The organism is Staphylococcus sp. TE8 (assembly GCF_000692055.1).
Classification (GTDB): Bacteria; Bacillota; Bacilli; order Staphylococcales; family Staphylococcaceae; genus Staphylococcus; species Staphylococcus capitis.
The window spans coordinates 141,698-156,068 of sequence record NZ_JMGB01000001.1 but is presented as its reverse complement, the minus strand read 5'-3'; the positions used below and the strand labels follow the sequence as shown (position 1 = coordinate 156,068).

At 30.4% G+C, this 14,371-nt stretch carries 11 protein-coding genes and 1 pseudogene; 2 read left to right on the top strand and 10 right to left on the bottom strand.

Annotated elements, in window-relative coordinates; genetic code table 11:
- Positions 1 to 6: 6 nt before the first annotated feature.
- Positions 7 to 2,211: pseudogene (locus CM54_RS13065) on the bottom strand (helix-turn-helix transcriptional regulator).
- Positions 2,212 to 2,493: 282 nt separating this feature from the next.
- Positions 2,494 to 3,153, bottom strand: a complete 660-nt coding sequence (locus tag CM54_RS00760; RefSeq protein ID WP_002433380.1) for a Bax inhibitor-1/YccA family protein — start codon at positions 3,151 to 3,153, stop codon at positions 2,494 to 2,496.
- A 434-nt stretch (positions 3,154 to 3,587) separates the two neighbouring features.
- On the opposite strand from CM54_RS00760, the gene CM54_RS00755 reads away from it, so the two are divergent.
- The gene (locus tag CM54_RS00755; protein WP_002433301.1) at positions 3,588 to 4,397 is read left to right on the top strand and encodes a LysM peptidoglycan-binding domain-containing protein; all 810 of its coding nucleotides are present in this window, start codon (positions 3,588 to 3,590) and stop codon (positions 4,395 to 4,397) included.
- A 295-nt stretch (positions 4,398 to 4,692) separates the two neighbouring features.
- Here CM54_RS00755 and CM54_RS00750 read toward each other — a convergent pair whose 3' ends face one another.
- The 7 genes from CM54_RS00750 to graX form a co-directional block, all read right to left on the bottom strand.
- Positions 4,693 to 5,703 carry an inorganic phosphate transporter gene (locus CM54_RS00750; protein WP_002433186.1) on the bottom strand — a complete coding sequence of 337 codons (1,011 nt, stop codon included), beginning with the start codon at positions 5,701 to 5,703 and terminating at the stop codon, positions 4,693 to 4,695.
- Between the two features lie 14 nt (positions 5,704 to 5,717).
- Positions 5,718 to 6,335, bottom strand: a complete 618-nt coding sequence (locus CM54_RS00745) for a DUF47 domain-containing protein (RefSeq protein ID WP_002433514.1) — start codon at positions 6,333 to 6,335, stop codon at positions 5,718 to 5,720.
- A gap of 602 nt (positions 6,336 to 6,937) precedes the next feature.
- Complete coding sequence (locus CM54_RS00740) at positions 6,938 to 8,827, bottom strand: ABC transporter permease (RefSeq protein ID WP_037548293.1); 1,890 nt, start codon at positions 8,825 to 8,827, stop codon at positions 6,938 to 6,940.
- Positions 8,817 to 9,578 (bottom strand): ABC transporter ATP-binding protein VraF, encoded by a 762-nt coding sequence (vraF, locus tag CM54_RS00735; RefSeq protein ID WP_002433512.1) that lies wholly within the window; start codon positions 9,576 to 9,578, stop codon positions 8,817 to 8,819. The genes CM54_RS00740 and vraF overlap by 11 nt, the downstream gene beginning before the upstream one ends.
- Before the next feature lie 144 nt (positions 9,579 to 9,722).
- Positions 9,723 to 10,763, bottom strand: coding sequence for a histidine kinase GraS/ApsS (graS, locus tag CM54_RS00730; RefSeq protein WP_037548290.1), 1,041 nt, complete (start codon positions 10,761 to 10,763; stop codon positions 9,723 to 9,725).
- Entirely contained in the window at positions 10,756 to 11,430 is a 675-nt protein-coding gene (gene graR / locus CM54_RS00725) for a response regulator transcription factor GraR/ApsR (RefSeq protein ID WP_002433229.1), read from the bottom strand. The genes graS and graR overlap by 8 nt, the downstream gene beginning before the upstream one ends.
- Before the next feature lie 16 nt (positions 11,431 to 11,446).
- The gene (graX, locus tag CM54_RS00720; protein WP_002433148.1) at positions 11,447 to 12,370 is read right to left on the bottom strand and encodes an auxiliary protein GraX/ApsX; all 924 of its coding nucleotides are present in this window, start codon (positions 12,368 to 12,370) and stop codon (positions 11,447 to 11,449) included.
- A gap of 120 nt (positions 12,371 to 12,490) precedes the next feature.
- On the opposite strand from graX, the gene CM54_RS00715 reads away from it, so the two are divergent.
- Positions 12,491 to 12,997 (top strand): GNAT family N-acetyltransferase, encoded by a 507-nt coding sequence (locus CM54_RS00715; RefSeq protein ID WP_002433205.1) that lies wholly within the window; start codon positions 12,491 to 12,493, stop codon positions 12,995 to 12,997.
- A gap of 212 nt (positions 12,998 to 13,209) precedes the next feature.
- On the opposite strand, the gene CM54_RS00710 is transcribed toward CM54_RS00715, so the two are convergent.
- Complete coding sequence (locus CM54_RS00710) at positions 13,210 to 14,259, bottom strand: alpha/beta hydrolase (RefSeq protein ID WP_037548286.1); 1,050 nt, start codon at positions 14,257 to 14,259, stop codon at positions 13,210 to 13,212.
- Between the last annotated feature and the right edge of the window lie 112 nt (positions 14,260 to 14,371).

The window sequence follows — 14,371 nt, the reverse complement described above, 5'->3', positions numbered from 1 at the left end:
TTTTAATCATATGTCAAAATTACCAATAAATTTAAATTGAATTGTGTTACGCCTTTTTTATTTTGTTATTTTTTTTATAGATTTTTACAAGATAAGCCGAATTGTACTTCAAGCTTAGCTTTAATGACGATTCTGTAAAATCATGCTCAAAAATTTTAATATTAGGTCTAAAATTATCTTCTACTTTGATTAAAAATTTAGTAGACCATTGATATTTATTCCGTAAATTAGGTGGAATAATATGATTAATGTTCCCACTCTCATTATCAACTTTAACAATCATACATATATATTCATCTTTAAGTTCTTCTTCACAAAAATTAATGTAAATATCAATATTATTAAAGTTGTCTATGCTTGATTCGCTTTCAACTACTCGCCAATCATATAAATAAAGGAGATATCTATCGCTACTATCAATAATGTTATAGAACCCATTTTTAACTTTGTTTTGATTAATCATCCAACTTAAATCATTAAATATTAACCCATATGTTGTTTTAAAACCATTTTCATCAAATAAATGAACAGAATTAAATAAATCTGGATGAGAAAATAAATTTAAGCCGTACCCTGAAAAATGCTCTTTTAATTTAATAACAGACAGATATAAGAGTGGTGCACTATGACTTAAATCAATCTCTTCATTATTTAACAGTTGGTGATTAACTAAGTTTAAAAAGATGAGGTTTTCTTTACTAAAATCAAATTGATTTAAATTTACACTTAAGTGTTTCAACTGTAGAACATTTTTCAATAGAAGACCTTCATTACTATCCATTAAATAAGGAGATGTCAATTGTGCATTGTCTATATAGAGATAATCAAATTTTAGTCTTTTAATTTGCGCTTCTAAAGATTTAAATTGAGCTGGATCGTCGACCATACAACTAATATCTAAACCGATAGTATAATTTATGTGTGTATTCTGCATTTTTAAAATATCTCTATATATACTACGTATATCTTTATCATTTAAATTGAAAATAAATTGAATCTCATAATTATAATTAGAATTGTGATTTTTCTTGTCCAATTGCTTAAGACTTGTTTTAAAACTCTCTATTAAGTCATTTATATGTTCAATTTCATTAACATTGAAAGCTATATGTAAATCATTTTCAATAATAGTTTGGCTAATATAATTTTTTTCATTTTGTGTTAATAATTTGCCATACTCATATAAATAAGGGATAAAGTAGAAGATAATATTAGACCCTTCATAACCCATTTTCTGATAAAGTCCTTCTAAAAATAGCAACTTTATTTCTTCAATAGTATGAATTTGGATGACTGAATAAAAAGGAGAAGCATTTACAATTTGTGAATTATCAATTCTAATTTCATCATATATATCTGAAACATCGTTAGGTATAACTGAACGGATGAGTTTTTTAATGGCCTTTTTTTGTTTTCTGGCACCGTTTCATCTGTACAACCATTATATTTATCATATTTTTTCATAGTCCGATATTCATTAGGTGTCACACTTAGATAATTCTTGAATAATTTAGAATAAGTCGAGGCGTTACTAAATCCAAGTGCATCACTAATTTGACTAATCGTTTTATTCGTGGTTAATAACATTTCTATAGATTTACTAATTTTCAATGTATCAACGTATTTTTTAAACCCCATTCCCATTAGAGTGTGAAATTGAGAAGACAGATTAGATTTTGATATGTAGAGTTGATTCGAGATATCTCTTAAAGTTAACCTTTCACTCATATGATTGTATATGTAATCTAATTCATCTTTTAAGTCACCATAAAAGGCATAAATGTATTGATCTTCGGCTATTTTTTTATCTATACTCGCTTCCTGAGCAAGCATTTCAACAATTTTATTAATGAGTTCATATTCTTTTTCAGTATTCCCATCAATATAATTTAATGCAAGTTGAGCCATCAAATATTTAATTTCATTTGTAGATTTAATCAACTCAGCAGTATAGTGATAATCAAAAAATGCATATCCTAATTCTGCAAACCAATCACTAGAAATGTATATTTCTAATGTAGTTCCATTGTCATTGATTCCAAAAACATCCATATTATTAACAATATATAATTCATTATTAATCGTTCTTTGCTTTCTGAATTGTTGAAGATGCATACTTCCCTCAATTGGCCAAAATAAGAGTATCCCATCTTGGCATCTTGTTGTTGAATACTCGTTCTTAGAAAGTATATGCAAACAGGAATGTGACATTACTTTACCTCTTTTCCTATTTTAAATAGCCTACTATAAATAATACTTAACCATTGTTCACATTCGATAAACGCCAATTTAACACAATATGAAAATTATATCAAAAGCGAAATTATATATATAATCAATTATTTTTTATGTATCTATTCTATCTAATTATACATTAAAAAAAGATGTGGCGTTAAAATTCCATAACTCAAACAATTATCAAGCCATTTAATAACTCAAATGCTCTCATTAGGAAGACATACGCCCACATCTTGAATATTAAACATTATAGATTTAATTTTTGAAACGATTAGCTAATCTTAGTATATCTTCTATTATATTTAATAAATTGATAAATAGGTTAAAGCCCATTTCTCGTGGTGAAAACTGACCTCTTTTCATCCTATTGAAATCATAAAGTGTATATAATAGGAACAATAACAAGCTAATAACTGTGATTACAGTATGGAATATAGGGTTATGAATAAATAATCCTATTAAACTAGCAATAATTAATGCTATTAAAGTAACAAATAAATATTTCCCCATACTTGATGCGTCATTAATTAAGAAATACCCTACAATACCAAATGCGATAAATGCACCTATTGCAAGTAAAATATTTTTATAAAATACTTCTGCACCTAAATTTTGTAGATATGCAGTAAACATCGCATATGAAAGTAGTCCGACAATAATAGCGTAGATATGCGAGATGATGAGACCATATTTACGCGCCCTTTTTATAAATAATGTAGCCAGTAAAATAACAAATAACGCTATAGATAGAGGTTTTCTCCAAGACATAGGTAAGTATTGGCCGAAGTAACAACCTATTCCAAAAATAATCCAATAGTACATAAAGAACAGCCATACCTTACCGTAAGCATGGGATTGGTGCTTATCTTTAGAGTGATTTTGTGATTTGTTTGCACTTTGAGTCGATTGGGACATTTTTTAATCTCCTTTTATACTAAAAAATTCTCAATTACTAAAAGTTTACAATAACCAATAAAAATTCTAAAGTGTTTAACTTAGTATTATCTAAATATAAAGAAGTTTCCGAAAACTTATCTATAATTAATATTACTTTATTACAATTTATAAAACTTTCATGAATTAATTTTAATCAAAAAAGTCTATAAATCCTTTAAAATCAACTAATACAGGTTATATGTACTTTTCGTAAAAATTGTTAACAATATTACAAGATAATAACAAAGCCCACAGAGGCTATTATTTTTGTTAGTATTGGGTACGTAATAAGAAAGTATAGTCAAAAGTAATTAAAGAGTTAGGTTCATGTTTTAAGACTTGTGGGGACAATTGTCTACATAATAAACACAATCAATTTAATTTAATTTAATTACATTTAAGGAGGAGTCACTTTGAAAAAGTTAGCCTTTGCAGTAACAGCCGCTTCAGGTGCAGCCGCAGTACTTTCACATCATGATGCTGAAGCTTCAACCCAGCATAAAGTTAAATCAGGAGAATCTTTATGGAGTATTGCTCAAAAATATAATACTTCAGTAGAAAACATTAAACAAAATAATAATTTAAATAATAACATGGTGTTCCCTGGACAAGTTATTAATGTAGGTGGAAGTGCTTCACAAAGCTCTAATTCAAACGCTTCTTCTAACACAGGTTCAGCTTCTACACACACTGTAAAAGCTGGAGAATCATTAAACATTATCGCCAATAAATATGGTGTTTCAGTTAACGCTTTAATGAAAGCAAACAATTTAAATGGTTATTTAATTACACCTGGCCAAACATTAAAAGTACCTAATGGTGGATCAGGCGCTGGTGCAGCTGGTACAGCTACTCCATCTACAGGAAATGATTACAACTCACCTTCATTTAACCACCAAAACTTATATACTGAAGGTCAATGTACTTGGTACGTGTTCGATAAACGTGCACAAGCTGGTAAACCAATTAGCACATATTGGTCAGATGCTAAATATTGGGCAGCAAACGCAGCAAACGATGGTTATCAAGTAGATAATAACCCAACTGTAGGTGCTATTATGCAAAGCACTCCAGGACCATACGGTCATGTTGCTTATGTTGAACGAGTTAATGGAGACGGAAGTATTCTAATCTCAGAAATGAACTATACTAATGGACCATACAACTCTGATTATCGTACAATTCCAGCTTCAGAAGTATCACTTTACGCTTATATTCATTAATTCAATAGATTTATTGATTACCACTTAAGGCATCTACCCGTCTTAAGTGGTTTTTTTATGCCAAATTCTCTTCCATTATATATGTCGTAGTTATTTATACTTCGCCATTACTAATAATAATGAAAAATTTAACCATTCAGTTAAATATTTCCTGGGTATAAACATTAATCCCCCTCACAAATTTATTATTCAAAACACAAAAATACCAACAAAACCTTAGATTTTGTTGGTATTTTGCTACTTATAAGCTTATTAAAGTTACAAGTCTTTATATCTAATATTGCTATGTTATATCTTATTTTAAAAATAGATGCATGATAAAGTACACAATGCCAGCCAATAATGCTGAAATTGGTAACGTAATTACCCAAGTAATAACCATTCGTTGAGCTGTACTCCATTTTACACCTTTAGCGCGGTTAGAAGCACCTACACCAAGGATTGATGAAGAAACAACGTGAGTTGTTGATAATGGGAAGTGTAGTGATGACGCTACGAAAATTGTTAATGCAGAAGAAAGATCTGCTGCTGCTCCGTTAGCCGGACGAATTTTCATAATGTTACCACCAACAGTTTTGATGATTTTCCAACCACCTACAGCTGTACCCAGACCCATTGCAGTTGCACAAGCGATTTTAACCCATAACTGAGGTTCTACACTTGAACCAGTCTGAAGATTCGCAACGATTAATGCTAAAGTGATAATCCCCATTGATTTCTGAGCATCGTTCGTACCATGTGAGAATGATTGTAATGCTGCAGTAAAGATTTGGAAAAATCTAAAGTTACGATTTGCACGTGTTAAATTTGCGTTTTTAAATACGACCTTCACGATAGAATACATAATAAAACCAACACAAAATGCAATGATTGGTGAAATAATTAATACAATAATTATCTTCGTAAATCCTTGATAATGTAGTACTGCAAATGAACCTTGAGAAGCTATAGCCGCACCAGCAATTGACCCAATTAATGCATGTGATGAAGAACTTGGAATACCATATAACCAAGTTACTAAGTTCCAAATAATTGCTGCAATAATTGCTGCTAAAACAACAACTAGACCATGTTGTAATTTAAATGGATCAACAATATCCTTTGTAATTGTTCCAGCTACCCCAGTAAATGTTAAGGCACCAATAAAGTTCATTACTGCTGCTAATAAAATAGCAGATCTAGGAGTTAAAGCTCTTGTAGAAACAGCAGTTGCTACAGCGTTGGCAGTATCATGGAAACCATTGATAAAGTCAAATACTAATGAAAATATAACTATAGCTATCGTGACGATTAAAATATATGACATAAATGAGGACTCCCTTAGCTATTTTTCATAATTATAGTTTCAAAGTTATTAGCAACTGTTTGGCATTTATCAGCAATTTCTTCCATACTTTGATAAATATCTTTTATTTTAATTAATGTGATTGGATCTGTTTCACTGTTAAAGATGTGTTTCATTGACTGTCTTAAGATTCCGTCACAATTTGTTTCAAATTCTTTAATATTAATAGAATGAATACGCATGTGAGATAATTTTTTGTCTACTAATAATCCTACTGCTAACTTCATTTCAGCAACTGCTTTTTGAATATTTTCAACAAATTCAGCCATGTATTCATCTGTATATTCAATTGAATACATTTCAAACATAGCAGATGTCTCTTCCATCGCATCTAAAACATCGTCGATTGCATTACATAAAGATAGGATATCTTCACGTTCGATTGGTGTAATAAACGTTTGATTCAAGTCAGTAATAACTTGGTGCATCAACTCGTCACCATGTGACTCATACGTTTTAATATTATCAGAATAAGCTTTCAAATCTAAATGTGTGTTGAAATCCATTTTTCCGAATTCAATTGCTGCACGATCTAGGTTGAATACCATTTCTTCTAATTGAACCATGAACTTATCCTTTTTCTTACTAAACATTCAAAATCCTCCATTTTGAGCGATTGTCACCAATCACATTCATAAATTTTTAATCCGTAAGACAAGTGGTTTAGGAACATATTTACAATTTTCAGAAAAAAGTAGTAAGCAATACTCTTATTGTAAAAAATATGTAAATTAATTATAAAGTTAAAACAAGCTGATGTTCTTAAATATCCCGTTTTGTCCCTACTTGAAAATAGCACAAAATTTACATAACTACAATTCTATTTACAAATTCTTAACAAATAAGAAACTTAAACTTTACATATTTTCCTGAGTAAGATGTTCATAGTCCTATTTTTAAATTAGCGATCAAATTCTAAAACGAAATTCTAATTTTAGAAATCAATCAAAAAATTAATTAGAGCGCTTAAATTCTACTCCATTACAAAGTTAACGATTTCTCTCTTAAAATTCAAATATTTATAAAATGATGCTAAACAAATATTGATATGTAACTAAACATGCACTTTCAAATGCATTTATTTAAGCTATGTGATTTAAAAAGTAACCATTATCCATAAATTAAGGCTCAGCATCAAATTGTCTTGTGATGCTAAGCCTCATAAATCATAATATTCTATTCTATAATAGGTGAATTAAATTGAATGTCTAATTGTTCGCTTAGAATGATTATAGCCTATAATCGCGAACACTGCGTAAATACCTGTATATAAAGCCATAACAATAAATATAGGTAATTGATTAGTTACACCCATTAAATGCATGTAGGCAATCGACGCAAAATAACCATGTAATAACGCAATAATCAAAGGTAAACCGAAATTAAAAATGACTTTTAACTTCAACCCTTTTGCCATATCTTGATGCGTAAAACCAAGTTTTCTCAATATAGAATAGTTTTCTAACTCATCTTCAGTTTCATCAATTTGTTTAATATATATAATACAGCCAGCAGCAATTAAAAACGTTATTCCTAGGAATGATGTTACAAATAATAGTACGCCAGTTAAACTCGATATTTCACTTGCAGCTTCACTACGTGTTTCAATATCTTTACTAATACTTTGGACGATTTTCTCCAATTCAGGTAAGTCCTTTTTGTGTTTTATATCAAACCCATATTGAGATACGATATGTTTTCCTTTAGCGTGTTCTCTCAATCTCTGATAATCCTCATCATTTAACACGAGTGTTGCTCCACCTAAATCTACACTAGACATAAAGTAAACTTTATTAATTGCTTTTCTGAGTTTTACTTTAACATAATTATTTTTTGTACCTATAAGAGTTGAACCTTTACGATCAACTTTAACTACATCTTTAATTGAACCTCTAGGGACTATGATATCTGTTTGACCACTACCAATATTAACATTAGGGATGTATTTATCACTTGTTACAGCAATCACACTTGGCCTTGAAATACCTTCTGTAAACATATGATCTTTATACAAATGAGCATAGACAACTTCTTTATAATTATAGTAATGTTCAACGTTACGATTGTTTAATTCATATGCTAACTGATTTGCCTGCTTTTGACTTTTCAAAGTGACGTCATGAGGTGAACTTAGTAAGACTTCATTCGTTAAAGTACTTCTACTTAAAGCCGCAAAACATAGCACAGAAACTGTAATCGCCGACACAACTGCCATCACCGTTAATGAAAAAGCATTTTTTCTAATACGGTAAATGATAGATGATGTAAACATGACATCTGTCACACTGACATTGCCATTTCTAAAGTATTGTATAGTTTTTAAAATTAAAGATACCGTACTTCTAAAGAAAAAGTATGATCCTAAAACAGTTAAAAATAGAATAACGAAAGGTTGTAAAATTGAATCAACATTTTCAACTAATTTAGTTGATAAAAAGTATCCAACACAAATCATAATAATCCCAAGTAAACCTAAGATAACTTCACTCAATGTAATTTTAGTATCATTTACTTCTTTTTTAGTAAAATCATGTGCAAGCTCATGAATCGAACGTTTACGTATAAAAATGTAACTTTGAATAATAATAAGTATATACGCTACCAAAATGAGTAAAAGAGTCTCTAACACTGCATGAAAATTAAAAATAATAGACACACTAATATTTATGCCCAGTAATCGAAGCACAATCATTAAAAGTATTTTCGAACCAAAAACACCTAAAGCAATACCAATAATTACTGTTATTACAAATGTCATTAATTGCTCAAGCATAATCATTCTCATTATGTTTGATCGCGTTAGTCCTATAATTTGTAAAAGTGAAAGCTCACGCCCTCGTCTTTTCATAAATAAAAAATTTGCATATAGTAGAAATACAATAATAATTATAAAAAGAAAATAACTACCAACTTGAGAACCTTCTTTAATAATCGGGTAGGATTGATTTCCATGAAGATGGTGAGCATATTTTAATGTAACAAAACTAAAATATAATACCACGCTTATAATTAGTGATAATAGATAAATGGCATAACGCGCAATATTTTGCTTAAAGTTTTTGAAGATAATCTGATTAAAACTCATAATTTACTCCACCAAGTACACTTTGTGTTCTGATAATTTCTTTATAAAAAGTTTGTTTATCATCATCACCTTGATATATTTCAGTAAAAATTTGTCCATCTTTTAGCATAACGACTCTATTTGAGAAACTTGCTGCAACTGGATCATGCGTAACCATAATAATCGTTGTTTGAAATCTTTCATTCATATAGGTCAATCTTTTGAGTAGGTCTTGAGTACTTTTAGAATCCAAAGCTCCTGTTGGTTCATCAGCAAATATAATTGAAGGTAAATTAATGAACGCTCTTGCTGCAGAAGTACGTTGACGTTGGCCGCCAGATAACTCGGATGGATATTTATCACTAATATCACTAATATTTAACGCTTCAACAATTCGATTATAACGTCTAGCCATTTCTTCTTTTCCAACTTTTTGAACAGATAAAGGTAGCATAATATTCTCTTTTACTGTTAAAGTATGTAGGATATTATAATCTTGGAAGATAAAACCAATATCTTTTTTTCTTATTTCAGAAAGTTGCTTATTAGATAATCTTTCTAATTGCTTACCATTCAATGTAATTGAACCTTTTGTCATATAATCAATTGAGCTTAGGACATTTAACAATGTTGTCTTCCCTGACCCTGATGGTCCCATAATTGAGATGAATTCGCCTTCATCTACACTCAAATTAATATCTTTTAATACTTCTTGAGCTACATTTTTACTTCCATATATTTTTGACAATTGTTTAACTTCTAATATAGTCAAATCATCACTCCTGACTTACTTTAAACATTTATGCTCTCTAATTCAGCCAAAGCTAAACAAGTTCAAATTATCATCACTTTATACACTTATATTATAACGACTAAAAATTACAATTGTGATAATTGTAAGTAACAAAACGCATGTTTAAAATGACAATCTTGTCACTTTAGACATGCGCTCTACAATTTCATTTTGTTGAGGGAAAATTAAATAAAATGTAGTGCCTTCGCCTACTACAGATTCAACCTTCACACCAATGCTCAATTGATCTTTAACACTATTCACTAAATATAATCCCATCCCCGAAGAAGCTGTTTCATTTCGATTAAGAGTAGATGTGAACCCTCTATCAAATATACGAGGTAAATCTCGCTTACTTATTCCTCTTCCATAGTCTTTAATTTCTAGAATAACGTGACCATTTTTCATATAACTTGATAATTCAATTGTAGTATTATCACTATATTTCAATGAATTAGATAAAATTTGTCTAATCATCATTCTGCACCATTTCACATCTGTAAACACTTTATCGACATCTTCAAAGTCTAGATCGAATCCTATCCCTTTCGCTTGACTGATATGACGTGTTAATTGTATTTCATCAATCACCATACGTTTTAACTCCACATGATCGAAGTACATATCACGATTCTTTGATTCTAAACGCGTTAAATATAATTGCTTATCTAACATCTCATTGATTCTCGACCACTCAAATAATAACGCTTTTTTACGTCGTTCATCGGTTTCTTGATCGATTAATAACTTCATTGCTGTCACAGGTGTTTTAATGTCATGTACAAACTCTGTGATTGTTTGTTCATGGTTATTAATTTGTAATTGTTGCTCAACGACCTGATCTTTTTGTGCTGTGATATGACGATATAAGTAATCAATTGTTAGTTGTTGAAATGGCGTTTCCGCTAAATCTTTATGTTTGATTTCCTCTATTTCTTTGTTTTTATAAAAGTGTTTTGACAAGCGGACTTCCTTTACGAAAGTAAATATTAAGAAAAGGACACTTAATCCTAGATTGAGCACAACAATATAGCCTACACTCTCAACTGAAATATCATAATCAATGTAGGCGATACCCAACATAATTGCATTTAAAAATATAATCCATAGTATCCAATTACTCCGAGACCTAACAAATAACCAGAACCATTTAAAGTTATTCATGAGCCATATATCCTTTACCGACTTTCGTCTCTATCGCATCATCCATACCAATTTCTGCCAATTTTTTTCTAAGGCGATTCACGTTAACGGTAAGTGTATTATCACTCACAAACGCTTCATCATCCCATAGTGCTGTAATCAACGTATCTCGTGTCACAATTTGATTCTTTTTATTAATAAGCATCTCTAAAATAATCATCTCTGTCTTAGATAAGAAGATTGTTTTGTCGGCTTTTTGAATGCTATCTTTTGATAAATCCACTACAGTATCTTGCCAATTTAAAGTGCGTTTCTCTTCGACGCCAAATTCGTAGACACGTCTATAAATAGCTTGTAACTTCGCAATAAGTACATTAGTATAGAAAGGTTTTTGCATGTAATCATCTGCACCTAGTTCCATACTCATAACTTGATCCATTGGATTATCTCTTGATGAGAGGAATAAGATAGGAACATTTGATTCTTGTCTCATTTTTCTACACCAATAAAACCCGTCATATTTGGGGAGTTGAACATCTAGAATAACGATTTCTGGATTAAATCTCTCAAAAGTGTCCATTACATTACCAAAATCTTCAACACCTACTACGTTGAAATCCCATTGTTCTAATTCTTTTTTTAATTCTTGAAATAGCGTATTGTCATCTTCGACCAATAGTATTTGCATAACAAATCACCTGAAATTATTTAGTATATTTAAATTTCTCACCTGATTGAACACGTCCTTGAAAATGCTTAATCCTGCAATCAATCTCAAACCCTCGCATAAGTAAACCTTGAATAGGTGCTTGAATAAAGTAATAAATCGGCCAGAATAATTTAGGTATATAATCATATAAGTGAACCATCACTAAAGACGTTCCTTTAAGAAGTCTAAATTCTAACTTACCTTGCTTTTTAAGATTGGGTTTGGCTAACTTACCACCAACAAGATGTAGCGTAATGATATCTTCGGCAGTCTGTTTTTTCTTAAAAATTGCTAAAGGTTTTCTGCTATTTTTACGATAAATAATATAATCTTCATCTTCTTTTTTGGTATGTACAAACGTACCTTTAGTTTCATCTAACCATTGACTATAGTAGTCTACAAGTTGATTCAAAGTCCACTTTTTCGGCAGGACCATTTTCATCGCTGTACGAACATCATCATATTTGGAAGTTTGTAATTCAACATTAATATGCGGACGTTTCACTTCTACATTTGTACGTTCTACAGGAGCACCATAAGCGCCTAATCTTTCCATCGTTTCATTGTCGTGACGACTTCCAGGTATATAAATTAATTTTTTAATTTGATTTATTGCTGCTGCTCTACCAAAGTTATCTGCAGCTATTAAATTTAAATCACGAGCGGTTGCTTGAGTTAGTTTTGCAGAGTTTTTAGTTGGATCTAAATAAAACACAGCTACATCCATGCCTGCCATAGATTGAACTACATTTTCATAATTAAAAATATCACTCTTCAACCATGTAATCTCTTCTGTAGATCCTTTATCAGGTTTAGGATATTTAGATAATGCGTAAAGCTCAGCATCTTTTTCTATTACTCTACTCAAATATTTACCGATATAGCCGGTTCCACCTGCAAGCAAAACTTTAGGCTTCATGGTTATCGACTCCTTAACTTTTTCTAATAATTAATAAAATATCACTGATTCAAGCATAAAACTTTAAACTATACTATAATGAAGGAAACTATTTACTTAATTGAAAAATGGAGTGTTTTCATGGCCCACGTAATTCGTGAGATTAGTATAAAAGACGTTGAAAACTTTATAGATTTGTTAAGCAAAATTTATGATGAATCAGATTTTACGTTTTATAACCCTGGTGAGTATTCACCAAGCATTGCTTCTGTTAGTCAAAGTTTAGAAAGTTACATCACAACACCTTCAAAAGCAATTTTTGTAGCAGAAAGTGACGAACAACTCGTTGGCTACGCATTTGTGAATACAGAGACTTTCGAACGTACACAACATGAGGCTGTTGTCTATCTTGGTGTAAAAAAGTATTATCAAAAACATGGTGTTGGTCAAGCGCTCATCAATTCAATCGAAGCTTGGTCACTTAATCATAATATTAGACGCATAGAAGCTACAGTTGTCACTGAAAATTCACGAGCTATTGAACTTTTTAAAGGTACAGGTTTCACTATCGAAGGTGAACTTAAAGATAAACTTTTTATAAATGGTCGTTATTTCAATGAGTACGTAATGGCTAAAATATTAAATTAATTTTTAGTCTTATTTTAAATTTTACCACATATTACAAGTTTTAAATAATAACTATAAGTTGTGAATTTGACTCTTTTACTTGAGTTTTATTCTGAACCAAAATTTCTTAGTGAGTATTTAAAAACTATATGCATTCATACCTTTTTTAATTGATAAAATTAAAGGCAAATCGTTAGGCTTTAAGCTAACCCTAACGATTTGCCTTCTTTATATTATTCAAATGGATATAGCGATACACTATTATTTGTTTGATTACCGGATTTCTCATCTGTTGATTCTCCACTTTCAACGCCGGAAGATGAAGTATTTCTACTTAAAAATAACAATACTTTTTTAATATTCTCTTTTGATTCTGGTTTATCTAAATGAAACTGATATTGATGATGTAAATGATGTGTTCCATCATAAAATAGCGTATCTACAGGTACATTTTCTGATTTAAGTGCTTTATAGAATTCTTCATTTTGACTATAAAATGGATCAGCATCTCCAACTGATAAGTAAGTTGGTGGATATTGTTTAGTGACTTGATTTATCGTCGACATTTGAGATAAATTCTTAAAATTAGTTTCCCAGTTATTCATGCCTGTATAGCTTTTCATAAATAATTGAATTCTTGGAAATTCTGTTGCCTTCACTGTTTTCATATCATAGAAACCACCAAAGAATATAGCCGCTTTGATTTGTGATGGCTTGAATTGTTGTTTGAAATTCATTTCTTTGCGTAAACTTTTATTAGTTTGCATCGCAACATACTGACTCGTTAATTGAGCTCCAGCTGAATCACCACCAATAACAACTTGGTTGAAATCAATGGGTAGTTCGTGTTTATTCTGCTTTATAAATTTAACTGCCTCATTCATTTGCTCTAGCGGCGTTGGATACTTATATTGTGGAGCTAACGCGTAATTCACATTTACTACAATATATCCTTGTTCAGCTATTTTTGACAGAAGTGGATTTTTATATTGCTTATCACCTGCTATAAAACCACCACCATGCATCCAAAAAATTACTGGCAATTTGGTATCTTTACTCATATCAGAAGGCGTAATAATATCTAATTTACTATTAGGTAGTCCTTCGCCATAAGAAATATTTTGAAATAATTTCACGTTCTTATTATTAATTTGAACATGCTCTCTACCTTGTTGTTTTTCCTGTCCTTTATCATAGTGATTTTTCAAAAGAAAACCCAAGACGATTGCAATGATTATGACGATGAATAACGTTATCAACAACCATTTATATTTTTCTTTCATTATTGGTAATCCTCTCAAATCATGACTTCTTTCAATAATTTATATCTTAGATGACTTAGGTCATTAACTTTTTCTGAAAAATAAAGAAAAAGCAATTCACCTTTTAATTGAA